This is a genomic window from Pseudomonas sp. RL (assembly GCF_000647775.1).
Classification (GTDB): domain Bacteria; phylum Pseudomonadota; class Gammaproteobacteria; order Pseudomonadales; family Pseudomonadaceae; genus Serpens; species Serpens flexibilis.
Map to the genome: position 1 here is coordinate 26,585 of NZ_JBOY01000004.1, position 25,477 is coordinate 52,061.

Genomic DNA, 25,477 nt, shown 5'->3' on the forward strand with positions numbered 1-25,477 from the left:
CATGAGCAGTCTTTCCGTGGCGGTGCCGCTTCCCGCCGTTGCCCGCCAGGCCCCGCTACAGTGGGGACGCCTGACGCTGATCGGCGCCGCGTGGAGCGTGTTCGCCTTCTTTCTGCTGCTGCCGCTGGTGATCGTGCTGACCGAGGCCCTGCAGGCCGGCGTCGACACCTTCTTCAGCGCCATTTTCGAGCCCGATGCCCTCGCCGCCCTGCGCCTGACCCTGCTGGCCGTGGCCATTTCCGTGCCGCTCAATGTGCTGTTCGGCGTGGCCGCCGCCTGGTGCGTGAGCAAGTACGAGTTTCGCGGCAAGAGCATTCTGGTGACCCTGATCGACCTGCCCTTCTCGGTGTCGCCGGTAATTGCCGGTCTGGTCTATGTGCTGCTGTTCGGCGCCCAGGGCCTGTTCGGCGAATGGCTGCTGGAGCACGACATCCAGATCATCTTCGCGGTGCCGGGCATCGTGCTGGCCACGCTGTTCGTCACCGTGCCGTTCGTGGCCCGCGAACTGATCCCGCTGATGCAGGAACAGGGCACCCAGGAAGAGGAAGCCGCTCGCCTGCTGGGCGCCAGCGGCTGGCAGATGTTCTGGCACGTCACCGTGCCGAACATCCGCTGGGGGCTGATTTATGGCGTGGTACTCTGCACCGCTCGCGCCATGGGCGAATTCGGCGCCGTGTCGGTGGTGTCCGGGCACATTCGCGGCCTGACCAACACCCTGCCGCTGCATGTCGAAATTCTCTACAACGAATACAACCACGTCGCCGCGTTCAGCGTCGCCAGCCTGCTGCTGGCACTGGCCCTGGTCATCCTGCTGCTCAAGCAATGGAGCGAATCGCGCATCAACCGCCTACGCCACAGTGGCGCGGAGGAATAAACCTGTGAGTATCGAAGTCCGTAACGTGAACAAGCAGTTCGGCGCCTTCCGCGCGCTGAACGACATCAACCTGGATATCCACAGCGGCGAGCTGGTCGCCCTGCTCGGCCCGTCCGGCTGCGGCAAGACCACCCTGCTGCGCATCATCGCCGGCCTGGAAACCCCGGACAGCGGCTCGATCGTGTTCCACGGCGAGGACGTCTCGACCCGCGACGTGCGCGACCGCAACGTCGGCTTCGTGTTCCAGCACTACGCGCTGTTCCGCCACATGACCATCTTCGACAACGTCGCCTTCGGCCTGCGCATGAAGCCCAAGTCGGAACGCCCGGACGAAGCCACCATCGCCCGCCGCGTCAAGGAGCTGCTGGAGATGGTCCAGCTCGACTGGCTGGGCGACCGCTACCCCGAGCAGCTGTCCGGCGGCCAGCGCCAGCGCATCGCCCTGGCCCGCGCCCTGGCGGTCGAACCCAAGATCCTGCTGCTCGACGAGCCCTTCGGCGCCTTGGACGCCAAGGTGCGCAAGGAGCTGCGCCGCTGGCTGGCGCGCCTGCACGAGGAGATCAATCTCACCTCCGTGTTCGTCACCCACGACCAGGAGGAAGCCATGGAAGTGGCCGACCGCATCGTGGTGATGAACAAGGGCGTGATCGAGCAGATCGGTTCGCCGGCCGAGGTCTACGAGCACCCGGCCAACCCGTTCGTCTACCACTTCCTCGGCGATGCCAACCGCCTGTACATGGGCGAGGAACACCACATCCTGTTCCGTCCCCACGAGATCTCGCTGTCGCGCAGCGCCGCGGACGAGCATCGCCCCGCCGAGGTCCGCGACATCCGCCCGCTGGGCGCCATCACCCGGGTGACGCTGAAGGTGGACGGCCAGGAAGAGCCCATCGAGGCCGAAGTGGCCAAGGACGACGCCAGCCTGGTCGACCTGGCACGCGGCCAGACGCTCTACTTCAAGCCCAAGGCCGGCGTGCCGGCCCATCTGTCCTGAGGACGAGGCAGCGCTCACAAAACCGGCGTCAGGGATGACGTTGCGCTATCACGGGGGTTAGGCTGTCACCGACTGCCGTCACCTGCTCACTACAACAATTACAGGAGCACCCCCATGCATCGCTTCGCCCCGTTGCGCCGAGGGCTCGGCGCTATCCTGATGCTGCTGGCCACCCTGCCCGCACATACCTTTGCCGCCCCCACCCCCGTCGAGCGCGCGCAGATCCAGGCCACGCGCGCCACCAGCAGTCTGATGCTGGTACGCGGCGAAGGCTTCCAGAAGGCGCATCTGCAGCGCCTGGAAGAAGACCTGCAGGCACTCGGCCAGGCCATGCAGGCCCTGGTTCCGGACGAAACCCTGCGCCGCCGCCATCAGGCGCTGGTCGACCAGTTGCGACAAGGCGTCGACTTCGGCCCTGGCGAGGAAAACATGCCCTGGCGCTACCCCGAGGCGCTGAGCCAGGCGCTGCGGGATTTCCTTACCGGCCTGCGCGCGCACCCGGACGCCACGCCCGCCGAACTGGCCGCCAAGATCGAGTACCTGTCGGTGCAGTACCTGAGCCGCGCCTATTTCGGCAACTTCGAGATCGCCCGCGAGCAGCCGAACGCCTACCTGGGTCAGGACGAGCGCACCCTGGTGCCGGCGATCGACAAGGAAGTGGAAACCCTGTCGGGTCAGAACCCGGAACTGGGCGACAAGCTCAAGACCCGCTGGAATTACCTGCGTAACGCCTTCATGGACATGAACAGCCAGAGCACGGCCATGGTCAGCCTGTCCGGCCGCCCCTTCGCGCCACTGGCCGTGGACCGCCACACCCGCAACCTCAGCGAGCAGTGGATGGCGCTGGAGTAGGCGCCGCCCCGGCGGACAAAGACAACGTTGTCCGCCCTACACCGAAACTACCCGTAGGGTGGACAGCGCTTTTCCTGTCCACCAACCGGTGTGCACCGCCCTGGCGGACGAGCATCAGGCCAACTCGGCGAAGCACTCCGCCAGAATCGCCAGGCCACGCTGCAGCTGCTCGTCCGGCACCGTCAGCGGCACCAGGATGCGGATAACGTTGCCGTAGCTGCCGCACGACAACAGGATCAAGCCCTTCTCCCGCGCGCGTGCCACGATCTTTCCGGTCAGCTCGGCCGCAGGCTTATGCGGGTCACCGCCCTCGCACAGCTCCATCGCCACCATGGCGCCCAACCCGCGCACTTCGGCGATCACCGGATGCTTGCCCTGCAACTGCCGCAGGCGGGCGGTCATCATCTCGCCCAGCGCACGGCTGCGCGCCAGCAACTGTTCCTCCTCGAACACCTCCAGCACCGCCAGCGCCGCCGCGCAGGCAATCGGGCTGCCGGCGTAGGTGCCGCCCAGCCCGCCGGGGGCGATGACGTCCATGATCTCCGCCTTGCCGCACACCCCCGAGAGCGGGAAGCCACCGGCGATGGACTTGGCGAAGGTAGTAAGGTCCGGCACCACGCCCAGCTGCTCCATGGCGAAGAAGCTGCCGGTGCGCCCGGCGCCGGTCTGCACCTCGTCGGCGATCAGCAGGATGCCGTGCTGGTCGCACAACGCGCGCAAGCGCTGCAGGAAGTCCTTGGGCGCCACATGGAAACCGCCCTCGCCCTGCACCGGCTCGATGACGATGGCGGCGATGTCGCGCGGCTCGGCGTCGTTCTTGAAGATGCGCTCGATGCTGGCGATGGCGTCATCCACGCTCACCCCGTGCAGCGCGCAGGGGTACTGGGCGCGGAACACGCCGCCGGGCATCAGGCCCATGCCGGCGGCATAGGGCACCTTCTTGCCGGTCAGCGCCAGGGTCATCATGGTGCGACCGTGGTAGCCGCTGGTGAAGGCGATCACCCCGGCGCGGCCGGTGGCGGCGCGGGCGATCTTCACGGCGTTTTCCACCGCCTCGGAGCCGGAGGTCACCAGCAGGGTCTTCTTGGCGAAGTCGCCGGGCACGCGGGCGGCGATCTTCTCGCAGAGCTCCACGTAGGGCTCGTAGGCCAGCACCTGGAAACAGGTGTGCGACAGCTTGCCCAGCTGCGCTTGCACGGCGGCCACCACCTTCGGGTGCAGGTGGCCGGTATTGAGCACGGCGATGCCGCCGGCGAAGTCGATGTACTCGCGGCCTTCCACGTCCCAGACGGTGGCGTTCTCCGCCCGCTCGGCGAAGATCGGATGAATCTGCCCCACCCCGCGCGGCACGGCGGCCATGCGGCGTTGCATCAGCGTTTCGTTGCTCTTGCTCATGATCGTCCTCACAGCCCCAGACACAGGTATTTGAGTTCCAGGTATTCCTCGATGCCGTACTTGCTGCCCTCGCGGCCCAGGCCCGAGGCCTTGACGCCACCGAACGGCGCCACCTCGTTGGAGATGATTCCGGTGTTGATGCCAACCATGCCGTACTCCAGCGCCTCGGCGACGCGGAACACCCGGGACAGGTCGCGGGCATAGAAATAGGCGGCCAGGCCGAACTCGGTGTCGTTGGCCATGGCGATGACTTCGTCCTCGCCCTTGAAGCGGAACAGCGGCGCCAGCGGGCCGAAGGTTTCCTCGCGGGACACCCGGGCGTTGCGCGGCACGTTGACCAGGATGGTGGGCTCGAAATAGCTGCCGCCCAGCGCGTGGGGCTGGCCGCCCAGCACCACTTCGGCGCCCTTGCCCAGGGCGTCGTCGATATGCTCGCGGACCTTGGCCACTGCCTTGTCGTCGATCAGCGGGCCGGTGGTCACGCCGGCCTCCAGGCCGTTGCCGACCTTCAACTTGCTCACCGCCGCCTTGAGCTTCTCGACGAAGGCGTCGTAGACGCCTTCCTGCACGTACAGGCGGTTGGCGCATACGCAGGTCTGCCCGGCATTGCGGTACTTGGAGGCCATGGCGCCTTCCACCGCCTTGTCCAGGTCGGCGTCGTCGAAGACGATGAAGGGCGCGTTACCGCCCAGTTCCAGGGACAGCTTCTTGATGTCCGGCGCACATTGGGCCATCAGCTGGCGGCCAATCTCGGTGGAGCCGGTGAAGGACAGCTTGCGCACGATGGGGTTGCCGGTCAGCTCATTGCCGATCTCGCTGGCCGAGCCGGTCACCACGCTGAGCACCCCGGCGGGAATGCCGGCGCGCTCGGCCAGGGCCACCAGCGCCAGCGCGGAAAAGGGGGTTTGCGACGCGGGCTTGACCACCATGGTGCAGCCGGCGGCCAGCGCCGGGCCGGCCTTGCGGGTGATCATCGCGGCCGGGAAGTTCCACGGGGTGATCGCGGCGGTCACACCGATCGGCTGCTTGATGACGATCAGGCGCTTGTCGGCCTGGTGGCCGGGAATGGTGTCGCCATAGACGCGCTTGGCCTCTTCGGCGAACCACTCGATGAAGGACGCGGCGTAAGCGATCTCGCCCTTGGCCTCGGCCAGCGGCTTGCCCTGCTCCAGGGTCATCAGCCGGGCCAGATCGTCCTGGTTCTCCATCAGCAGCTCGAACCAGCGGCGCAGCTTCTGCGCGCGCTCCTTGGCCGTGAGTGCGCGCCAGGCCGGCAGCGCGCGGTTGGCGGCCTCGATGGCGCGGCGGGTTTCTGCAGCGCCCAGCTTCGGCACCGTGCCCAGCACTTCACCCGTGGCGGGGTTGTTCACGACGATGGTCTGGCCGCCGTCGGCGTCGACCCAGGCGCCGTCGATGTAGGCCTGCTGACGGAACAGCGTGGAATCGTTGAGTTGCATGGCAGTCTCCCAGCGCCGCTGCGCTTCAGGAATGTTTGAAATTTCAAACGCAATCCTAGGATTGGCCACTGGGAAGGGCAATAGACGTTTGAAAAATTCTACGGCAACGACCCTCTCGCCGCCGTTTGAACCCCGCCGCACCGGCGCCGTGGACGCCCGCGGGCGAGATGAGTATCATGGCGGCGCTCAACGCATCCGTAGCTCAGCTGGATAGAGTACTGCCCTCCGAAGGCAGGGGTCGTGGGTTCGAATCCCGCCGGATGCGCCATCTATCAGTTTCTAGCTGTCTCTACCAGTCTACGAAACGCCCTGAAAAGCCCGCCCCGTGCGGGCTTTCTTGTCTCTGGCTGTCTCGCCCAGGCTTTCAGCCGGGTGACCGTGGCGTTTTCATCGCCCAGGCAATCAGGGTTTTTTCCACATCGTCCTTCGACAGGTATTCCTGTTCCAGACGGCCGCGCTCCCGCGTCAGCAGGTACCGGTAGAAGCTGGCCTCGTCCGGCTCCAGCCCCTCGGGGACGGCGCCCTGCGCCTTGACCGGCTCGACGACCGCGCGGGTTGATTCGTATCGATCGAAAAGCGACCTTTCCATCAGCAACGCCTGGACATCCGGTTGCCGTTGCCTCGCGCGCGCCAACATCAGCAATCCCCAGGTGTCCATATCGCCCCAGTAGCCGAGCGACTTGTCGGCCAGATGAACGGAAGCAAGCCACCGCAGATCCAGGCCCGCGCCGAGGACGGCGATGGTGTCGGGCAGGTCCGGCAGCAGATGAATGCATTGCTCGTTCTCCACCACCAACACACGGGAACAGGGCAAGTCGACTTCCGCCAATTCGGCGGTGGTCAGCCTGAGCCTCTTGAACGGTAGAAGGCCGGGCGACAGCGGAGCCAGCAGCACCCAGTGGCTATTCTCGTCGAAGGCGTCCAGGAAGGTGGCCAATCCTTGCGCAGAGACCTCGCCTTCAAAGCGCTCGTCCATAAGCCTGGTCAGCAGGGCGGCATTGCGCTCGAAAAACTTGGTGTCCACACCCTGCTCGGCCAGCAGGCGCAGCGGCCGCCCCTGGGCGCATCCCGGAGAGAGTCGGGCCGCCAGCCGTGCGGCGGTGATGACTTCGCTGGCTGCCTTTCTCAGCCAGAGACCGCGCTGGCTAACCAGCATCGCGTGAAAGGCGCTGTCGGTCTGTTCCACCAGCGCCTCGAGCATCCGATATTCCCGCGCCACGTCTGGATCGCCCGTGGCGGCAACCCACTCCGACGGGTTGCGCAGTCGCCAGGTCATGGGCATCTGGATCGGTTCGAGAGCGGCACGGTAACCGACCGGTTCCCATTCGACCTCGCCGATCCGCACCCGCCGCCACGCGTCGACATGCCCCCGCACCACCTGTGGATTGGCGGCGATAAGGCCCGCCGACGGCCTGCCGATGGTGAGTTCGAGGGGCCAAGCGCCGCGGCCAAGCAACCGTTCACGTCGAATACCCGGCTGCCGCCACTGGCGAGCCAGTCCCTTGCCGATCTCAGCGGGCGACTTCATGGCGGGCCTGGCGGTGGCGCTGGTGGTATTCGTCCAGGGTTTCCCAGCTCAACGAGGTCAGGCTGGATTCCTGGCCCCGGCGGTGGACCACAATGGCCGAGCGCGTGTGATGGCGCAGCAGGCGCATTTCCTTGTTCGGGGTAATGAACACCGCGTGCAGGCCGAATTCCCGCAGGGCGGCGATAATGCGGCCGGCGACCGCCTGGGAACTGCGCGAAAACGCCTCGTCGAGAACAATGGTGCCGAACAGCGGCCGGCTGCTGCCGTCGGGGCAGAGCGCGTAGCTCAGGGAGGCGGTGAGCACGTAGGAGGCGATGATTTCCTTTTCGCCGCCGCTGCCGCCCTGGGAGCCCGTTCGGGTTTCAATGATCTCCCCGCTCTCGCGATCGATCACCGAGACAGCGAACTCCAGTCGGAAGCGTGGGTCCAGAAGCGCCCGGGCGCCCTGGGTTCGGCTATGTTCGCAGGCGTTTCTCAACAGCCCCACGAGCTCCTGCAATGCCTTGTAGTGGCTCTCACCCTCATCGTCGATAAAGCGCGCCGAGTTCAGATGCCGCTGCGCGCGTTGCAGCGTGCGCACGCTTTCATGAACCACCTTGCCGGCGACCAGGCGCAGATAGCGGCCCGGCTGAAAGTCGACACGCTGCATCGTGCTGTTCAAATCCTCCAGGCGCTCCTCGATCATCGACACTTCGTGGTCGATGTGGCTGAGCAACTGGGTGACTCCGTCGTCGGAGGATCGATTGAGATATTCCAGAAAGCGCTTGAGCTTCTCGGGCAGCGCCTCCTCGGTCAGCACGCGCAGGCGCTCCAGGTACTTGGGTATGTCCACCAGCTCCCGCCCGACTTCCGCAAGGGCTCCGGTGTCCACCTTCAGCGCGTCGGACATGCGCTTGGCGAGTTCCACTTGCTGGGCGGCCAACTTGTCGCCGAGGGACTTGAGCTGTTGCTGAAGCTCACGCGAATGGGCGCGCTCCCGCTCGGGGATATCGCCCAGGTCCGCGGGCGCCAGGGTGGGAAAATGCGCCGTCGCCAGCTCCCGCTCCGCATCGCTCAGGCCCTTTTCGGCAGCGCGATACGCCTTGTCGGCGCTGGCTGCGGCCTGGTCAAACCGCGTTCTCAACTCGGCGCACTGCCTGATCAGTTGGCGGAGCTGACGCTCCAGCGACTCGCGCACACGCTCGGCTTCATCCAGTTCATCCTTGACCCCCGCCACATCGGAGTCGGGGCGCGTCAGGGAGGTCAGTTGCGCCCGCAGCGAATCCAGTTGGGCCTGTGCGCCCGGCAGATCAATGGTTTCGAAGCGCAGCTCTTCGAGGCTTTTCAACAGCGAGCCGTCGGCCTCCAACTGACGGACCTCGTCTCGGGCCGCACTCAACGCCTGCCGGGCGGGCCCGAGCTGCCCCTGCGCCTCCCGAATCTGCTCGGCCAAAGCGGCCAGGCGGTCGCGGTTGTCGAAACCGGTGAGCCAATCCTGGTCCAGGCGCCTCTGATCCTGCTTTTCGAAGAAGCGCTCCTTGCCCGACATCAAGCCCTGAATCGTCATGGCATGGTGCGTCTGGCGCAGTTGCTCCGGGCTTTCGACACAGTGGCGATCATGGCCCGCCAGCAGCGCCTTCACGGTTTCCCGGTACGGATGCGGCTTGAAGGTCAGCTTGCGGACAAATCCATCTTCGAAGAACACCGGCGATGTTGCCGGCTCCTTCACCTCCAGCAGGCGAACATGCAGGTGGTTGTGTCGCTGATTCACCCAATGCAATGCGGCCCGGGATGCCTCCCCCGGCACCAGGATGCGCAGCCGGTGGCTGCCAATGGCCCGCTCGACGGCGCCTCGCCAGGCCTGTTCCTCGGGCTTGATCTGAACCAGTTCGGCGACGAAGGGCAGGGCCGATTCCTCCAGCCCAAGTTCCTGCGCCAGGGCGCTGCGAAAGGCATGGAATGGCCCGGGTACGTTCGAACCAGGCCGACTCTCGACCTCCGCCTGATCCCGCTGCAACGCCTGGAGTCGATCGGCCAGCTCCCTCTCGGCGACCCCCGCCGCGAATGCCTGCGAGCGCGCGCGCTCGATCCGGGTACCGAGGGCTTCCAAGCGACCGGCGAGCTGTTCCTGGTTGCCTTGCAACGCCGCCGCCGAGAGTTCATCCGACATGTCCAGGCGCTTGGCCAAACGGCGATATCTTTCGGCCTGCACCTTCCGTTCGTCATGGATCGAGACCCAGTCCGCGATGCGTCCGCGCAACTGATCGATCCCGGCTCCGCCCACCTGCAGATACCGCTGGCGTTGCTGGTCAACCAGCATCCTCTGGGCATCCAGGTGGCGCTGGCATTGCTCCCGATCCCGTTCGGCCTGCTCGCAAGCGTTCTCCAGTCGGTTGGTTTCTGACAGCCAAAGGCGATGCCCCTGCTCGGCAAACCACGTCGGCAGGATGCCTTCAAGCGCCTGTTTCTCCCGCAATTGTCCCTGCAGGTCCCGGTGTCGCTCCCAGCCCTCCGCCACCGGCTGCAACGCACGCTGCTGTTTCCGGGCGACCTCCAGCTCTCGGTGGATGTCGGTCAGATCATCGAAACTGTCGACAACCTCGGCGGCCCGCTCAAAGGCCGAACGATCATCCAGCACCAGCTCACGGAAAATTTCGTCGATGCTGTTGAGCTGCTTCAAGCCGGCGGCGCGATTGAGCAGGGTGAAGGCGTTTTCGCCAACCTCGAAGTAGTCCCTCAACCTGGCCAGGAAGGTTTTTTTGCTTGAATACGGCCAGACACCCGTGCCGTCCTTCCCCATCTGGCGCAAGGCCCGCATGCCACCCGCTCGGTACTGACCGAGCCAGTGCTCCAGGGTCTGCTCGGGTGATTCGCTCAACAGCCAGAGCTTCTTCAGATCCGAGGCCGAGGAACTCGTGCCCTCGAACCAGAGCACCGTCCCCAGGCGTACCTGTGCGCCATCCCGCTCCAGGGTGGCGGCGATCGCGGTGACCGTCTTGCCCTGGCGAGCAATGTGGGACTGTTCCACCCCACCATCCCCGGGGCCGGAAATACCCCGCACGTAGGAAACCAGATCGCGATCGCTTTCATGCCCCCCGGTGGAGGCCAGGTTATAGCGCGGGTTGGCGCACAACAGGGTCATCAGCGCGTCCACCAGAGTGGTTTTTCCGCTACCCGTTGGGCCGATCACAGCGGTGCCGGCGGGATCGATCTCCGCACGGTGATATCCCCGGAAGCCGCCCCAGTTATAGAGTTCGAGGCTGGTCAGGATGAAGGTCTCGCTTCGAGGCCAGGGTGCCGCCTGCGTCATGCCATGTCCTCCTCGCCCTCGGGAGCCGCCGCACCTTTCGTCTGTTCGCGCAGCCACACTACCAGCGCCTGAAGATTTTCCGGGTTCGCCAGATGGGTAATGATGGGGCGAATGACGACGCGATCATGCGCGTCCAGAGCCGATACCAGGCCATGTCCCTTCAACTGATCCAGCAGCGTGATGACGCGGTTGCGCTCCTTCGCCTCGCTGCCCAGCTCCCCCAGGTAAACCTGCAACTGGGGGATCAGCTCATCCACGGCAACGAGCGCCTGACTGGCGCCGGTGCCGCTTTCCTGTTCGTAGGCAATGAACTGCTGGCGCAATACGGCAATCAGCAAGGACTGCTCCAAGCTCAGCCGTTGCCGGCGCACCAGCGGGTGTGACCACTCATCCTGCTCGGCCAGGTCATCCTGGCGAACGGTGATGAACACCAACCCGCGCACCTCATCGACCCCCATGGCAAGATCGAGCGGCTCCAGAATGTTGGCCACCTCCTCGGCGTGGGAAAGCGCCGAGCGATACAGGTTGGGTTTGTGACTCTCTTCCAGCAGCCCGTACTTGAGCATCTCCTGGACCGCTTCGCGCACCCGTTTCGGCGTCGAGCGCTCATCGGCGACGCTCAGCGCCGCAGGTTCGTCAGGCAGGTTGCCATCCGGCGCGGAGGCCTGCGCCAGCCCCTCCGTATCCGCGCCGGTAGCGCCGCTCATCCGATCAAAAATCCCCGCCATGCTTACAGCTCCCAATCAATGTCCTTGAGCGCCTCGGGATCGAGGCCGGCATACGGCAGGTCAAAGCGCCAGTGTTGCGCATCCGCATCGACCAGATCGACGATCTGACGTTCCTCCGCCAGCACCTCGATACCCGCCTCACGCGCCATGGCCAGCCAGAGCGCGAAGGTCTCCAGATCATGGGTTGGCGGCAGCAGAGAGGCGAGTTCTCCAAGGCTGACCACCCGGTCCCGCTCGAGCAATACCTGCAGCGTTTCCTGGATCAGCGCCTCGCGATCCAGCCCGTCGAAGGCGGCCCAGAAATCATCATCGATCTGTTCCAGTCCGGCGGCCCTGGGGTGTAGGTCCAGCTCGTCCGCCTCGCCATCATCCTGTGCCTTGAAGCGCAGACGTTCGATGGCCGGAACACCCGTGATGGCGACGCCAACGGGCGGCAGGCAAACAGGCTGGCGGCGCACCGACTGGCGTTGCCAGTCGACGCCGAGCGCCAGGTTGAAGAAGTCGTTGAGTAAGTGGCCAACGCGGTGGTGCTCGGCGGCCAGGCCCGTTTTCATGAAGCCGCGCACATCGCGCTCGCTCCTGGCGCGCGCCTGCAGCACGGCCTGCGATTCACGCACCAGACGCAGCGCCAGCCAACGCAGCTCAAGTTGCTGGGGGCGGCTCAGCGCCTTCGGCGCCGCGGGGTGGCGGAGGATGGTGCGCAACCGTTCGCGCATGGCATCCAGCTCGATGGACTGCCGCAATTGCTGCTGGAAGCTCTCGAATACTCGACCCTCCGGCGTGTTAAGCAGCGTTTCCTGGCTATCCAGCAGCCGATCGACAATTTCACCGCGGTGGGATTGCTCACTGATGATGGAGTGCCTCAGGGCGCGATCCGCCTCGCGCCAGGAATCCTCAACCCGCCGAAAATCCGCGCGCAAGCCGGTGGCGAGGTTATAGACCTCGCGTATGCCTTCCACCGCCTGCGCTTCGCCCAGCACGACGACATGCCCGGCTTCCACCTGTTCCAGCTCATGCTCCAGAGCCTGTATCCTGCGTCGCAGACTGGCAATGCGGCTGGTCGGACTGGGATTCAGTCCGGTTTCCAGGTTTTCGATTTCGCGCTGCACCACCGAAAGCCGGGACGCGGTCGACGTCATGATCCGGCTGTCCAGCGAATCCACGAACTGAATGGCCGACTCCAGAGCATCCGTTGCGTAGATGCGTCCTTCGCGTTCGACGACCAGACGACGCTTGATCCATTCACGCAGTTCACGGCCCGCCTGTAGATGCGTTGCCTCCGTTTCGATCTGGTAAAGCTCCTGACTGGCATAAGCCGTCAGCATGTCGGCCAATGCCTGTAGCGCATCGTCATAGGGAACCCCGTCGTGCGCCTGCACGAACAGTGTTCTCAGGCATCCCAGTACCAGCGGTGCGCGACGCGACGCGAGCAAAAGCCAAGCGGGATGCTGGTTGCGGGCGGATACATAGCGTTCTGAACGCTGCTGCGCGTTTTCTTCCACGGGCCACTGTTCCTGGGGGTCCAGAACGGATCACCAAAGTAAATCATGGCCTCATGATACGTGCCTACCTTGCGGGTGGGCATGTATGCCTAAGCTACACCCCACCCAAGCAGTCGCGCGCCACTTCCGCTGAACAACGTCCTGGTTTACCCATTTTGGGAAACTCCGAAAAAGCTTCCTGATTTGGCAAAATCCGTAGACTTCACCCGCCGCCTCGTTCGCTGATACCCATGCCGCGCGTGCATCCACCGCGCTGAGGCAACTGGAAATGGCCGAGCTATATCAGACCAGTAAGCAGAACATCGGCAAGCACATCCAAGCCAACATCGCCGATGGGGAGCTGGCCGAAGGGGCAGTGAGCAGTCAAAAAAAGAAACACTGATCGCATCGGATTCACAACCGCGGCTACGACCGCCCCCGCCTAGCCCCCGGCCCGAATAGTCTCCATAATCGGCCCACATCGTCGGGCCGCGACGCCTGTCCGCCACACCGAATCCCTCCACCGCCCCATCCTGGACCCGATGAAGACACCGAAACGACTGGAGCCTCTCCAAGAGGACGGCCTGATTGACGAAGTGGTTCGCCCGCTGATGAGCGGCAAGGAAGCGTCCGTGTACGTCGTGCGCTGCGGTGACGAGCTGCGCTGTGCCAAGGTGTACAAGGAGGCCAACAAGCGCGGCTTCCGCCAGGCCGCCGAGTACCAGGAAGGCCGCAAGGTACGCAACAGCCGCGCCGCCCGGGCCATGGCCAAGGGCTCCAGATACGGTCGCAAGGAACAGGAAGAAGCCTGGCAGAACGCCGAGGTGTCCGCACTGTTCCGCCTGGCCAACGCCGGCGTGCGCGTCCCCAAGCCCTACGATTTCCAGGACGGCGTGCTGCTCATGGAGCTGGTCACCGACGGCTACGGCGAGGTGGCGCCGCGCCTCAACGACGTCGACCTGCTGCCGGAGGATGCTCGCGAATTTCACGCCTTCATGATCGGCGAGATCGTCAAGATGCTCTGCGCCGGCCTGGTGCATGGCGACCTGTCGGAATTCAACGTGCTGCTCGGCCTCGAGGGCCCGGTGATCATCGACCTGCCCCAGGCCGTGGACGCCGCCGGCAACAACCACGCCTACAGCATGCTGGAGCGGGACGTGGCCAACATGGCGGCCTATTTCGGGCAATACGCCCCGGAATTGCGCGACACCCGCTATGCCCAGGAAATGTGGGCGCTGTACGAGGAAGGCAAGCTAGTGCCCGAAACACCGCTGTCGGGCGAGTTCGCCGACCCCGAGGATGCGGCGGATGTCGACGCGGTGCTGCGGGAAATCAAGGCGGCCCTCGCCGATCAGGCACGCAAGGAAGCGGCGTTGAAAGAGACGGAGGAAACCGAGCCCATGCCGCCGTGGATGGCTTAGCGGAGTCGCAGGCACCTGCGGTTCCGGGGCGACAGCTGTCTGCCCAGCAACGCCTCATGGACGAGTTCCCTTTTCTTCTTAAGCAACAAAAACCCTGGGGCGTGAGCAATGGGTATCACCTACCGACCGGACGACGACCTGGCCTTTCTCCAATACTGCACCGAAGACGATATTCGTCAGTTGGCCGAATTCATCATCTATGACAAGGACGGCGATGAGCGCATCGCCAGCGAGATCCTGGCCGACCCGGACTTCAAGGCGCGCAACGGCCAGCCCGATCAGTGGCGCAAATCCTGGAAGCTGGTCGCCGGCGAGTTGCAGCATTTCGGCGGCGATACGCTGGTCAACTTGTTCAGGCGTCAGGGTGTTCCCTATCGGGAAGTGCTCACGGATGTCTGTGGCAAGCTGAAGGTGAAGTACGACAAGCAAGGCAGCACCTACGACGTAGAGAACAGCCTGATCGAGCGGCTGGTCGAGCTGTCCTGGAGCGAAATGTCGGAAGACCAGCGGCAGGCCACCCTCGACAGCCTCGAAATGGAAGCGCTGGGAGGCGCTGGCTGGAGTCTGGTCAATAAAATGATCCGCAGCAGCTCGGGTTCCCTCGCGTGGTCGTCCTGGCTGGCCCAGTCGGCTCAGGCCGTCTTCTCTCCCTTTTCGCTGAAGGCGGTTGGCGCCGGCGCAGTCGGTCTCCTCGCCCAACGCGGCGCGGGGGTCGTTGCCGGCCCCCTGGCGGCAGTTGCTCTGGCCGTACCGATGATCACCGGCACCGCCTACCGGGTCACCGTGCCCGCCACCATTCAAATCGCCTATATGCGCCGCAAGTACGAACAACAGGACCGCTTCTGATGAACGCCACCGTAGATCTGCTGCAAAAAATCTGGGTACTCGACGAGGCGGCCCTGTCCGACAAGCTCCGCGAGGCGCTGGCCTCAGGCAAGGCCGTCATTCACGACGGCGTCGCCTACTGGGCGGAGGGCAGCGGCAAGAAGGGCATCATCCAGCACCTGCCCTTCAAGGAAACGGCCATCAAGTCCGCCGAGGAAGCCATCAAGGCGGCGCAGATGACCACGGTAATCGCCACCGCCGCTTCGACCTGCATCATTCTCGGCGCGCTGATCATCCAGACCCGCTACCTGGCGGCGAAACTGGACCGCATCCAAAGCACGGTGGACGAGATTTCCCGCGATCTGCATGCACAGAACATCGTCTACTACATGGACAAGATCACCGATTACATCGGCGGTGTCGAAGTCGCCCGCACGCTGTTGAAAGACCGCAGCCTGGCCGACGAAATCCGCGAAGTGGCCTATCCGCTGCTCGCCTCCGTGGCCGCCAAACGCAACCACGCGCTCTCGTTCATCGACAACATCCTCAACCTGGCGCGCAACACCCAGGAACTGAGCAACCGGCACTACGAACTGGTGATCAACTTCGCCCACATGATGATGGAGATCATGCCGCTGGGCATTCACACCGAATACCTGCTGGCCTCGCGCATCGGCAAGCCCCGCCTGGCCGAGCAGATCCTGCTGGACGGAACCCAGCGCTACGAGGCCGCCATGGGCCTCTACAAGGGCTTCCTGAACGAACAGCATCGGGCGCTGGTGCGCGGCAGCATCGGTGACAAGGCGGAAATCTTCCATCGCATCGAACACAAGGCCGAGCAACTGATCGGCTCCGAGGAAAATCGCCTGCTGCTCTCCCTGCCATCGGGACGCCTGGCCGTGGAACCGCCCGACCACGCGCGTTGACGACAACCGAGCGGCAGTCCCGGGCCAACGCCCGTGGCTGACACCGGAACAATCATGGCCATTGGCCGGCCATCTTGGTTAAGCTCCCCCGTGCCGCAGTCGCACCAAGGATCGAGCATGGCCGCCAGCAGTAACTTCGCCTTCCTCCAGGAACACGACCCCGTCTTCCTGCAGCTCGCCAGTACCGCTGAACAGGTCTTTGCCAGCGACCCCAACACCACGCTGATCAAGCTGCGCCAGCTCGGCGAGGCGCTGGCACAGGACCTGGCCAGCCGCGCCGGCATCGAATTCGACGCCACCACCACCCAGGCCGATCTGCTCTACAAGCTCGGCCGCGAGATCCAGCTCGATCGCAACATCGTCAGCCTGTTCCATACCCTGCGCATCGAGGGCAACAAGGCCACCCACCAGTTCCGCACCCAGCACCGCGAGGCGCTGGACGGGCTGAAAGTCGCCCGTGAACTCTGCGTCTGGTACCACAAGGCGCTGGGCAAGGCGGGCAGCGGCTTCAAGGCCGGCGCCTTTGTCATGCCCAGCGACCCGAGCGCGCCGCTGCGCGAACTGCACGGCGAGATCGAGCAGCTCCGAGCGCGCCTGCTCGAATCGAACGAACAGCTGGAGTCCAATCAGCAGCTCGCCGAGCTGCTCAGGCGCGAGGCCGAGGAATACGCCGTACTGGCCGAGCAGATGGATGCCGAAGCCCGTCGCTATAAACAGCAGGCCGCCGCTCACGAAGCGGAGCTGGCCCGATTGCGCGCCGAGCATGAACACAGCCTGAAAGCCCTGCGCCAGGAGCTGGAAGCCCAGCCCCAGGCCAGCCAGCAGGTGCTGCACAAGACCCAGCAGGCCAGCAGCAGCTTCGATCTGTCGGAAGACCTCACCCGCATCCTCATCGACCAACAACTGATCGACGCCGGCTGGGAAGCCGATTCGCTCGACCTCACCTACAGCAAGGGCGCGCGCCCGGAAAAGGGCAAGAACAAGGCCATCGCCGAATGGCCGACCAGCAGTCCGAAGGCCTGCGCCGACTACGTGCTGTTCATCGGCCTCACCCCGGTGGCCATCGTCGAAGCCAAGCGCAAGCGCATCAACATCGCCGACCGCATTCCCCAGGCCGAGCGCTATGCCCGCGACTACCGCGTCAGCGCCGACCAGCACGCCGCCTGGCAATTGGCCGGTCAGGGCCAGCCCTGGACCGACGGCCAGGGCGGCGGTTTCCAGGTACCCTTCGCCTTCGCCTGCAACGGCCGCCCATACATCAAGCAACTGGCCGAACAGTCCGGCACCTGGTTCCGCGACCTGCGCAGCCCGGCCAACATCCGTCGCCCGCTGCCCAGCTTCCATACTCCGCAAGGCCTGCTCGACCTGCTCAAGCGCAGCCGCGAAGACGCCGAAGCCCGCCTCAAGCAGGAAGGCTTCGCTTATCTGAGGCTGCGCCCCTATCAGGAGAAGGCCATCCAGGCCGTGGAACAGGCACTGGCCAACCAGCGGCGCGAGTGCCTGCTGGCCATGGCCACCGGCACCGGCAAGACGCGCACAGTCATCGGCCTGCTCTACCGCTTCCTGAAAGCCGAGCGCTTCAAGCGCATCCTCTTTCTGGTCGACCGCACCGCCCTGGGCCAGCAGGCGCTGGAAGCCTTCAACGACATGACCCTGGAGCAGAACCAGACGCTGGCGCAGATCTACGACATCAAGACGCTCGGCGACATGGCCGCCGAAGCCGCCACCCGCATGCAGGTGGCCACCGTGCAGGCGATGGTCAAGCGCATCTTCCAGTCCGACAATCCGCCGCCCATCGACCAGTTCGACTGCATCATCGTCGACGAGGCCCACCGCGGTTACACCCTCGATCAGGAAATGACCGAGGGCGAACTGGCGGTGCGCGATGTCAGCCAGTACCTCTCGCAATACCGCCGCGTGCTGGACTATTTCGACGCCTGCCGCATCGGCCTCACCGCCACCCCGGCCAAGCACACCAGCGAGATCTTCGGCCGCCCGGTGTTCACCTACAGCTACCGCGAAGCCGTGGCGGACGACTGGCTGATCGACCACGAACCACCGATCCGCTACGTCACCCAACTGGCCAAGAACGGCATCCACTTTGCCCAGGGCGAAACCGTCAACCTGCTCGACGCCCAGACGGGGGAAATCGAAACCGCCGAGCTGGAGGACGAGCTCAATTTCCACATCGAGTCGTTCAACCGCAGCGTGATCAACGAATCCTTCGACCGGGTGATCTGCGCGGAGCTGGCCAAGGACCTCGACCCGTTCGGCGAAGAGAAGACCATGGTCTTCTGCGTCAGCCAGAAGCACGCCGAGCGCGTGAAGAACCTGCTCGACGAAGCCTTTTCCGAGCTGTACGAGGCGCAGTACAACCAGGCCGCCGTGCAGATCATCACCGGCCAGAGCGACCGTGTGGAACAGCTCATCCGCTGCTACAAGAACGAGCGCTTTCCCAACATCGCCATCACCGTCGACCTGCTCACCACCGGCATCGACGTGCCGCGCATCGGCAACCTGGTGTTCATGCGCCGCGTGCGCTCGCGCATCCTCTACGAGCAGATGAAGGGCCGCGCCACCCGGCGCTGCGACGAGATCGGCAAGACCGTCTTCCGTATCTTCGACCCGGTGGACCTGTACGCCGCGCTGGAGCCGGTGGACACCATGAAGCCGCTGGTGAAGAACCCGGACATTCCGCTGGAGCAGCTGGTGACGGAGCTGACCGACAGCGCCAGCCTGGAGGCTCCCGGCAGCCAGGAAGGCAGCAGCCATGCCCATGACGTGCTCGACCAGCTCAGCCAGCGCATCATGCGCATCCTGCGCAAGGCGCAGCACAAGGCCGAACACAAGCCGACGCTCAGGCAGCGGCTCGGCGAACTTGAGGAACTGTGGGGCGTCCCGCCCGCCGAGCTGCACAAGCACCTGCATGACCTGGGTCCTCAAGAGGCCGCACGGTTCGTGCGCACCCACACGCGCCTGCTGGAACAACTGGCCAACGTGCAGGCCCTGCTGGCCTCGGAGAATTACCCGGTCATCTCCACTCACCAAGACGAACTGCTGTCCCGCGAGCAGAACTACGGCCAGCATCAGAAGCCGGCGGACTACCTGGAAGACTTCAACGCCTTCATCCGCAACAAGCTCAACCAGTCCGCGGCGCTGGGCGTGGTGGTCAACCGTCCCCGCGACCTGACCCGCGAGCAGCTGCGCGAAGTGCGCCTGCTGCTGGACGACGCCGGCTTCAGCGAAGCCAGCCTGAAGAGCGCCTGGCGCAACGCCACCAACCAGGACATCGCCGCCAGCATCATCGGCTACATCCGCCAGGCCGCCATCGGAGAGGCGCTGATGCCCTTCGAGCAGCGCGTGCAGCAGGCCATGCAGCGCATCTACGCCCTGCACGCCTGGACCCAGCCCCAGCGCAAGTGGCTGGAACGCCTGGCCACGCAGCTGGTGCATGAAGTAGTGCTCGACCGCGACCAGCTCAACGAAGCCTTCGCCACCCACGGCGGCCTGCGCCTGGTGAACAAGCACCTGGATGACCGGCTGGATACCGTGCTGGAGGTGCTGAATGAGCACCTGTGGCCGCGGGTCGGCTAGCCGGTGAGCCGAATAGCTCGCATAATCGGCTCACCCAATGAGCCGAATAGACCGGTTATTCGGCTCACGCCCGATTGAGACGCCCATGCATACCTGGATCTGGCAGCACCCCGACTGGCCCCGTTTCACCTGGCAGGCTGACCGTCTGGCCGCCCCGCTGCGCGCCTGCGCCCAGGCCCAGGGTCAGCTGCTGGGCATGGCCGGCGCGGTCGGCCTTGAGGCCGAGGCGCACAACAGCCTGGATACGTTGCTGCAGAACATCGTCACCTCCTCGGCCATCGAGGGCGAAACGCTCAATGTCGGCTCGGTACGCTCCTCGTTGGCCCGCCGTCTGGGCCTTGCCGTGGAAGGCCGGCCCAGCCCGCGCAGCGAAGGCCTGGCCGAGCTGTTGCTCGACGCCACCCGCCATTACGACCAGCCGCTCACCGTCGAACGCCTGTACACCTGGCATCGCTGGCTGTTTCCGGCGGATGACTTCCCCCTGGCCAGCCGCGTCCGCGTGGGCGATCTGCGCGGCGAAGAGCCCATGCAGGTGGTGTCCGGTCGGCAGGATCGGCCCACCGTGCATTTCGAGGCACCGCCGCGCCAGGGACTGGAAGAGCAGCTCGCCGCGTTTCTGCGCTGGTTCGAACAGAGCCGCCACGAGGCCAGCCTCGACCCGCTGCTGCGCGCCGGCATCGCCCATTTCTGGTTCGTCACCCTGCACCCTTTCGATGACGGCAACGGCCGCCTGACCCGCGCGCTCACCGACCTGGCGCTGGCCCAGGGCGAACGCCAGGCCATCCGCTTCTACGCCATGTCGGCCAGCATTCTGGAGGATCGCGCGGGCTACTACCGCGTACTGGAAGCCAGCCAGAAGGCCGGCCTGGACATCACCGACTGGCTGGAATGGTTTCTCGCCACCTTGCTGGACAGCCTGGAGCGGGCCCTGGCGCGCATCGACCGCGTGCTGGTCAAGGCGCGCTTCTGGCACGCGCACCGCGACGTGGCGCTGTCCGCCGAACAGGTGAAAGTCCTCAACCGCTTGCTCGACGGCGGCGAACGCGGCTTCGAAAGCGGCATCAGCGCCGCCCAATACCAGGCGGTGGCCCAGGTTTCCAAGGCCACCGCCACCCGCCACCTGAGCGACCTGCTCGACAAGGGCTGCCTCGTGCGCCTGCCCGGTGGCGGACGCAGCACCCGCTATCAGATCAACCGGCCCGGCGGCACCAGCCCGGCCCCGACCCCGAGTACCCCATGACCCAATCCGACATCGTCCAGAAGCTCTGGAACCTCTGCGATATCCTGCGTGACGACGGCATCAACTACAGCGATTACGTCACCGAGCTGGTGCTGCTGCTGTTCATCAAGATGGAATACGAGCAGACCCAGAGCGACAGCCGCTTCGCCCACCGCCTGCCCGAAGGCGCGCGCTGGCCGGACCTGACCGGCAAATCCGGGCTGGGGCTGCTCAACCACTACCGCAAGATGCTGCTGGAGCTTGGCCAGAGCCACGACCCGCTGATCGCCGCCATCTACGCCGACGCGCAGACCCGCCTCAAGGAACCGCGCCACCTGGAGCAACTGGTCAGGAACCTGGACGAACTGGACTGGTTCAGCGCCAAGCAGGACGGCCTGGGCGACCTCTACGAAGGCCTGCTGGAAAAGAACGCCGGGGAAACCAAGTCCGGCGCCGGCCAGTACTTCACCCCGCGCCCGCTGATCGACAGCATCATCCGCTGCATCCAGCCGCAGCCGAGTGAAATCATCCAGGACCCGGCCGCCGGTACGGCGGGCTTTCTGATCGCCGCCGACGCCTATATCAAGCAGCACACCGACGAGCTGTTCGAGCTGCCGCTGGACAAGCAGCTGTTCCAACGCCGCAAGGCGTTTATCGGCATCGAACTGGTGCCCGGCACTCGCCGCCTGGCGCTGATGAACTGTCTGCTGCACGGCATGGAAGGTGACGAGGAAGGCGTGGTGCGCCTGGGCAACGCCCTGGGCCAGACCGGCGCCAGCCTGCCCAAGGTGGACGTGATCCTGTCCAACCCGCCGTTCGGCACCGCCAAGGGCGGCGGCGGCCCGACCCGCGACGACCTCACCTACAAGACCAGCAACAAGCAGCTGGCCTTCCTGCAGCACATCTACCGGGGCCTGAAACCCGGCGGCCGCGCCGCCGTGGTGCTGCCCGACAACGTGCTGTTCGAGGCCGGCGTGGGCACCGACGTGCGCCGCGACCTGCTGGACAAGTGCAACCTGCACACCCTGCTGCGCCTGCCCACCGGCATCTTCTACGCCCAGGGCGTGAAGACCAACGTGCTGTTCTTCCAGAAGGGCACTGCCGACGATCCCTGGCAGAGCGAAGGCTGCACCAAGCGGGTATGGATCTATGACCTGCGCACCAACATGCCCAGCTTCGGCAAGCGCACCCCGTTCGGCGCCCAGCACCTGAAGCCCTTCGAGGACGCCTACGGCAGCGACCCCAACGGCAACAGCCCGCGCACGGAGAACGTGGAAGGTGCCGGCGAGACCAGCCGCTTCCGCTGCTTTACCCGCGAGCAGATCCGCGAACGCGGCGATTCGCTGGACATCAGTTGGCTCAAGGACGCCGACAGCCTGGACGCCGCCGACCTGCCCGCTCCGGACGTGCTGGCCGGCGAGGCCATGGCAGAGCTGACCGAGGCGCTGCGCGAGCTGGATCAGCTGATGCAGGCGCTGGGGGCCGGGGATGAGGCGGAGCAGCAGAAGCGGATGCTGGCGGAGGTGATGGGGTTGGCGGTGGTGGAGGAAGATGGGGATGAGTGAGTTGCCGAAGGGGTGGGCAAGCGCAACGCTGAATGAACTTCTAGGTACAGGCAGTCTTTTTTCTGATGGTGATTGGGTCGAAAGCAAAGACCAGGACCCTGAAGGCCAAAACAGGCTAATACAGCTTGCCGACATTGGCGATGGCTCTTTTATCAATAAATCTTCACGATTTGTGAATGACGAAAAATTCGCCACCTTAAATTGCACCGAAGTAAAAGCCGGTGACATTCTGATCGCACGCATGCCTGACCCACTTGGGCGAGCTTGCCTTATGCCCGAGCTACCTCAACGCTGTCTGACTGTTGTCGATGTTGCCATTTTCCGTGTGGGCGAGACTGGAATATCGAACAAATTCCTGATGTACTTCTTAAACTCCAAATCAGTCAGAGATGAAATTCATATAAACTCTTCTGGAACTACCCGCAAGCGAATTTCCCGTGGAAAACTTGGCGAGATTCAGCTCCCTATTCCACCACAAGCCGAACAAACCCGCATCGCCCAAAAACTCGATGAACTACTGGCCCAGGTCGATACCCTCAAGGCCCGCATCGACGCCATCCCCGCGCTGCTCAAACGCTTCCGCCAATCAGTCCTCGCTGCGGCGGTTTCCGGGCGGTTGACGGAGAATTGGCGCGGCCATGATCGTATTCTTCCTCCCTGTGAAGTTGAGAGCTATGCCTGCTCTATCAAAAATTCCGGCTTTAAGCCGAAAGGAAAAAACCTTCGAAATCCTATAGCAAGTGAAATACCTGGCTGGATCAAAATCCAACTAGGGTCGTTATTTTCCGTTCGCTCTGGCGACGGACTAACAGCTAAAGAAATGGATACTTCAGGAAGTATTCCTGTCTATGGCGGAAATGGGGTAAACGGCATCCACTCTGTTGCAAACATGTTTAACAGGGCGATTGTCATCGGCCGGGTCGGTTACTACTGCGGCTCAGTGCATATGACCCCTAATAAAGCATGGGTTACCGATAACGCATTAATCGTTAACTACCCAAAAGAGCTTATCGACTCGAATTTTGCATACTGGCTCCTAAAGGGAACCAACCTAAGGAGCAACATCTCTTCCACCGCCCAGCCAGTAATTTCAGGTGAAAAAATATATCCTCTAGAAGTTCACATCCCTCCTCTAAATGAGCAAACCGAAATCGTCCGCCGCGTCGAACAGCTCTTTGCCTTCGCCGATCAGTTGGAAGCCAAGGTCGCCACCGCCCAGGCCCGTATCGACCGCCTGACCCAGAGCATCCTGGCCAAGGCCTTCCGCGGCGAGCTGGTGCCCCAGGACCCGAACGACGAACCGGCCAGCGTGCTGCTGGAGCGCATCCAGGCCCAGCGCGCCGCCGCGCCCAAGGCCAAGCGCGGCCGCAAGGCCACGGCCTGATGCAGGGCGGTCAAGGCTCGCCTTGGCCGCCGAGCACGGCGGCCAGCCTCATCCACCGCCACTACTCACCCGGCCATCCGCATGCTCAACCTGTGCGTGTCCCGGGCAACGAACGCGGACGGCCCGAGGCTGCATGGCTCCCTTGGCCCCGCATATCTCGCAAACGGACCGGCTTTGCTCGGTAACCCTGTCCAGCAGTTGCCAGTGCTCCGGCCGGACGCTCACCTTGCCGAAGCGCAGCTCTCCAAACTTTTCCTTGAAAAGGCGGATGCTGGAATACGGGCCAGGCCCGCTCGACAACTCCGCACCCAGCCGATCGAGGAGCGAATACCAGCCATTGCCTGCCTCTGCGCGCGTCAGCTCACCAAACACCTGCGGGTAACGTTCCCTTAACGACTCAACCAGCGATACGTCCATGACTCCTTTGCTCCTTCAGACACCTACGCCAGTCGTATAATGCCGAAACGCCATTAAGGAGTCGTTGTGTGTGAATACATCAAACTGGATCGGCCTTTTTAACCGCGCGTTCAAGGCCATGGATTACCGCCTGGAGCAGGTACTGCAACTGCAAAGCTGCCGTGAGCACTGGATTCAGGCCGAACTCAGCCTCTACGCCTATTTCTACGACAATCTGGAAATCTGGACCGACGCCGATATCGGCAACGGCAAAAAGGCCGATCTGTACGCTGTCGATGAGCAGGGAAGAAATACGATGGTTGCCGAGATCAAATGCCTGGGTGACTACTCACAGTCCAAGTGTCTGGAAGGCGACTGGTCCATCCGCAACGATATCGAGCGCTTGCAGCAGGTTGACTGCTCGACCCGTCTTTTCATCCTGGTGATCCCGCATCTGGATGAAGGCCACGCCGAAACCCGTGTGGGAGCGCGGCTCAGAGCGGAAAACTGGGCTGGCCAGGAGGGGCAGGCCGTAGACGTCGCCCTGTCTTCCGCCAGCGTGCGCATCTGGGCTGTCTGAACCTCGTATCGCCGATGGCACACCCTGTCCCACCGTCAGCCGGCGGAACAGGGTTCGGCCCTGACGCTGTTGCGCACCGGGAACAGGCGCACAGCCTCCTCGTCCAGGCGCTCTTAAGATGCCAGGCGCCATCCATGGGACCGAGGCAACGTTCAGGTCCTTCACGCAGCAGGGACCGCCATGATCACCCACGCCATTCTTCAACCCTTGATCAGCGCCATGATCTGGCTGATTCCCATGATGCTGCTGGTGGTGCTGCTGAAAAGCCCGTGGTTCAAGGGCTGGATCGGTGAGCAACTGGTGCGGCTGTCCGCCCATTACCAACTCGACCGCCAGGTTTATCGGCGCCTGCATGACGTAACCCTGTCCACGCCGGATGGCACGACCCAGATCGACCATGTCTTCGTTTCGCCCTTCGGCATCTTCGTGGTGGAAACCAAGAACATGAGCGGCTGGATCTTCGGCGGCGACAAGCAAGCCCAGTGGACACAGCAACTCTACAAGCGGCGCTTCAGGTTCCAGAACCCGCTGCGGCAGAACCACAAGCACCTCAAGGCGCTGGAAGCGGCGCTGGGCGTCGCACCCGAGCATATTCATTCCGTGATCGTGTTTGTCGGTGGCAGCAGCTTCAAAACGCCAATGCCAGCCAACGTGACGGAAGGCATCGGTTTCATTCGCCATATCCGCGCCTTTCAGCAGCCGGTGTTTTCCGACGCGCAGGTCGAGGCCATGGTTCAGGCGCTGCAAGGCGGCCGCCTGGCTCCAACGCTGGCGACGCGGCGCGAGCATGTCGAACGGCTCCGGCAGCGCAGTGATCCGACCGCGACCCGCCAATGCCCGCGCTGCGGCAGCGCGCTGGTCATTCGCAACATCAAGCGCGGTCCGAAGGCCGGTCAGCAATTCTGGGGTTGCAGCACCTTTCCGAAGTGCCGCGCCCACCAGCCGTTGGGGTAAGGCTTTCAGTTCAGC

At 64.2% G+C, this 25,477-nt stretch carries 19 protein-coding genes and 1 tRNA gene; 13 read left to right on the forward strand and 7 right to left on the reverse strand.

Annotated features, from left to right (window positions below; genetic code table 11):
• The first annotated feature begins 1 nt into the window (after position 1).
• The 3 genes from cysW (at position 2) to AS93_RS0101025 (ending at position 2,720) form a co-directional block, all read left to right on the forward strand.
• Complete coding sequence (gene cysW, locus AS93_RS0101015) at positions 2-874, forward strand: sulfate ABC transporter permease subunit CysW (RefSeq protein ID WP_027588836.1); 873 nt, start codon at positions 2-4, stop codon at positions 872-874.
• Positions 875-878: 4 nt separating this feature from the next.
• Positions 879-1,868, forward strand: coding sequence for a sulfate ABC transporter ATP-binding protein (locus AS93_RS0101020; RefSeq protein ID WP_027588837.1), 990 nt, complete (start codon positions 879-881; stop codon positions 1,866-1,868).
• A 114-nt stretch (positions 1,869-1,982) separates the two neighbouring features.
• Positions 1,983-2,720 carry a hypothetical protein gene (locus tag AS93_RS0101025; RefSeq protein ID WP_051587298.1) on the forward strand — a complete coding sequence of 246 codons (738 nt, stop codon included), beginning with the start codon at positions 1,983-1,985 and terminating at the stop codon, positions 2,718-2,720.
• 114 nt (positions 2,721-2,834) lie between these two features.
• Here AS93_RS0101025 and gabT read toward each other — a convergent pair whose 3' ends face one another.
• On the reverse strand, positions 2,835-4,115 hold the full coding sequence (gene gabT, locus AS93_RS0101030) for a 4-aminobutyrate--2-oxoglutarate transaminase (RefSeq protein WP_027588839.1): 1,281 nt from the start codon (positions 4,113-4,115) through the stop codon (positions 2,835-2,837).
• Between the two features lie 8 nt (positions 4,116-4,123).
• Positions 4,124-5,572, reverse strand: coding sequence for an NADP-dependent succinate-semialdehyde dehydrogenase (gene gabD, locus AS93_RS0101035; protein ID WP_027588840.1), 1,449 nt, complete (start codon positions 5,570-5,572; stop codon positions 4,124-4,126).
• Between the two features lie 191 nt (positions 5,573-5,763).
• On the opposite strand from gabD, the gene AS93_RS0101040 reads away from it, so the two are divergent.
• A tRNA-Arg gene (locus tag AS93_RS0101040) sits at positions 5,764-5,840 on the forward strand.
• Positions 5,841-5,936: 96 nt separating this feature from the next.
• Here the strand turns inward: AS93_RS0101040 and AS93_RS0101045 are convergent.
• From AS93_RS0101045 to AS93_RS0101060, 4 genes are read right to left on the reverse strand one after another with little or no spacing between them, the layout of a single operon-like run.
• Complete coding sequence (locus tag AS93_RS0101045) at positions 5,937-7,100, reverse strand: Wadjet anti-phage system protein JetD domain-containing protein (RefSeq protein ID WP_027588841.1); 1,164 nt, start codon at positions 7,098-7,100, stop codon at positions 5,937-5,939.
• A complete protein-coding gene (locus AS93_RS0101050; protein WP_027588842.1) occupies positions 7,084-10,389 on the reverse strand; it encodes an ATP-binding protein in 3,306 nt (1,101 codons plus the stop codon). Before AS93_RS0101050 ends, AS93_RS0101045 begins: the two co-directional genes overlap by 17 nt.
• On the reverse strand, positions 10,386-11,117 hold the full coding sequence (locus AS93_RS0101055; protein WP_027588843.1) for a DUF4194 domain-containing protein: 732 nt from the start codon (positions 11,115-11,117) through the stop codon (positions 10,386-10,388). The genes AS93_RS0101050 and AS93_RS0101055 overlap by 4 nt, the downstream gene beginning before the upstream one ends.
• A 2-nt stretch (positions 11,118-11,119) precedes the next feature.
• Entirely contained in the window at positions 11,120-12,619 is a 1,500-nt protein-coding gene (locus tag AS93_RS0101060) for a DUF3375 domain-containing protein (protein WP_081798180.1), read from the reverse strand.
• 521 nt (positions 12,620-13,140) lie between these two features.
• Here AS93_RS0101060 and AS93_RS0101070 point away from each other — a divergent pair.
• The 7 genes from AS93_RS0101070 (at position 13,141) to AS93_RS20485 (ending at position 23,532) form a co-directional block, all read left to right on the forward strand.
• Complete coding sequence (locus tag AS93_RS0101070) at positions 13,141-14,019, forward strand: PA4780 family RIO1-like protein kinase (RefSeq protein ID WP_027588845.1); 879 nt, start codon at positions 13,141-13,143, stop codon at positions 14,017-14,019.
• Positions 14,020-14,127: 108 nt separating this feature from the next.
• Positions 14,128-14,865, forward strand: a complete 738-nt coding sequence (locus AS93_RS0101075; RefSeq protein ID WP_027588846.1) for a DUF3944 domain-containing protein — start codon at positions 14,128-14,130, stop codon at positions 14,863-14,865.
• Entirely contained in the window at positions 14,865-15,770 is a 906-nt protein-coding gene (locus AS93_RS0101080) for a hypothetical protein (RefSeq protein ID WP_027588847.1), read from the forward strand. Before AS93_RS0101075 ends, AS93_RS0101080 begins: the two co-directional genes overlap by 1 nt.
• A 117-nt stretch (positions 15,771-15,887) precedes the next feature.
• The gene (hsdR, locus tag AS93_RS0101085; protein WP_027588848.1) at positions 15,888-19,364 is read left to right on the forward strand and encodes a type I restriction-modification system endonuclease; all 3,477 of its coding nucleotides are present in this window, start codon (positions 15,888-15,890) and stop codon (positions 19,362-19,364) included.
• Positions 19,365-19,437: 73 nt separating this feature from the next.
• The gene (locus tag AS93_RS0101090; protein WP_027588849.1) at positions 19,438-20,604 is read left to right on the forward strand and encodes a Fic family protein; all 1,167 of its coding nucleotides are present in this window, start codon (positions 19,438-19,440) and stop codon (positions 20,602-20,604) included.
• On the forward strand, positions 20,601-22,148 hold the full coding sequence (locus AS93_RS0101095; protein WP_027588850.1) for an N-6 DNA methylase: 1,548 nt from the start codon (positions 20,601-20,603) through the stop codon (positions 22,146-22,148). Before AS93_RS0101090 ends, AS93_RS0101095 begins: the two co-directional genes overlap by 4 nt.
• Positions 22,141-23,532, forward strand: coding sequence for a restriction endonuclease subunit S (locus AS93_RS20485; RefSeq protein ID WP_218185746.1), 1,392 nt, complete (start codon positions 22,141-22,143; stop codon positions 23,530-23,532). The genes AS93_RS0101095 and AS93_RS20485 overlap by 8 nt, the downstream gene beginning before the upstream one ends.
• A gap of 48 nt (positions 23,533-23,580) precedes the next feature.
• Here AS93_RS20485 and AS93_RS0101105 read toward each other — a convergent pair whose 3' ends face one another.
• Positions 23,581-23,949 (reverse strand): hypothetical protein, encoded by a 369-nt coding sequence (locus tag AS93_RS0101105; RefSeq protein ID WP_027588852.1) that lies wholly within the window; start codon positions 23,947-23,949, stop codon positions 23,581-23,583.
• 70 nt (positions 23,950-24,019) lie between these two features.
• Here AS93_RS0101105 and AS93_RS0101110 point away from each other — a divergent pair, with 70 nt between their 5' ends.
• Positions 24,020-24,508, forward strand: coding sequence for a hypothetical protein (locus tag AS93_RS0101110; RefSeq protein WP_027588853.1), 489 nt, complete (start codon positions 24,020-24,022; stop codon positions 24,506-24,508).
• A gap of 180 nt (positions 24,509-24,688) precedes the next feature.
• A complete protein-coding gene (locus AS93_RS0101115; RefSeq protein ID WP_027588854.1) occupies positions 24,689-25,462 on the forward strand; it encodes an NERD domain-containing protein in 774 nt (257 codons plus the stop codon).
• Positions 25,463-25,477: the final 15 nt, after the last annotated feature.

Excerpts from the sequence above, each read along its gene's own strand:
- AS93_RS0101045 (WP_027588841.1), bottom strand. The coding sequence starts at position 7,100 with ATGAAGTCGCCCGCTGAGATCGGCAAGGGACTGGCTCGCCAGTGGCGG.
- AS93_RS0101075 (WP_027588846.1), top strand. The coding sequence starts at position 14,128 with ATGGGTATCACCTACCGACCGGACGACGACCTGGCCTTTCTCCAATAC.
- AS93_RS0101055 (WP_027588843.1), bottom strand. The coding sequence starts at position 11,117 with ATGGCGGGGATTTTTGATCGGATGAGCGGCGCTACCGGCGCGGATACG.
- AS93_RS0101115 (WP_027588854.1), top strand. The coding sequence starts at position 24,689 with ATGATCACCCACGCCATTCTTCAACCCTTGATCAGCGCCATGATCTGG.
- gabT (WP_027588839.1), bottom strand. The coding sequence starts at position 4,115 with ATGAGCAAGAGCAACGAAACGCTGATGCAACGCCGCATGGCCGCCGTG.
- AS93_RS0101050 (WP_027588842.1), bottom strand. The coding sequence starts at position 10,389 with ATGACGCAGGCGGCACCCTGGCCTCGAAGCGAGACCTTCATCCTGACC.
- cysW (WP_027588836.1), top strand. The coding sequence starts at position 2 with ATGAGCAGTCTTTCCGTGGCGGTGCCGCTTCCCGCCGTTGCCCGCCAG.
- gabD (WP_027588840.1), bottom strand. The coding sequence starts at position 5,572 with ATGCAACTCAACGATTCCACGCTGTTCCGTCAGCAGGCCTACATCGAC.
- AS93_RS20485 (WP_218185746.1), top strand. The coding sequence starts at position 22,141 with ATGAGTGAGTTGCCGAAGGGGTGGGCAAGCGCAACGCTGAATGAACTT.
- AS93_RS0101070 (WP_027588845.1), top strand. The coding sequence starts at position 13,141 with ATGAAGACACCGAAACGACTGGAGCCTCTCCAAGAGGACGGCCTGATT.
- AS93_RS0101080 (WP_027588847.1), top strand. The coding sequence starts at position 14,865 with ATGAACGCCACCGTAGATCTGCTGCAAAAAATCTGGGTACTCGACGAG.
- AS93_RS0101095 (WP_027588850.1), top strand. The coding sequence starts at position 20,601 with ATGACCCAATCCGACATCGTCCAGAAGCTCTGGAACCTCTGCGATATC.
- hsdR (WP_027588848.1), top strand. The coding sequence starts at position 15,888 with ATGGCCGCCAGCAGTAACTTCGCCTTCCTCCAGGAACACGACCCCGTC.
- AS93_RS0101105 (WP_027588852.1), bottom strand. The coding sequence starts at position 23,949 with ATGGACGTATCGCTGGTTGAGTCGTTAAGGGAACGTTACCCGCAGGTG.
- AS93_RS0101025 (WP_051587298.1), top strand. The coding sequence starts at position 1,983 with ATGCATCGCTTCGCCCCGTTGCGCCGAGGGCTCGGCGCTATCCTGATG.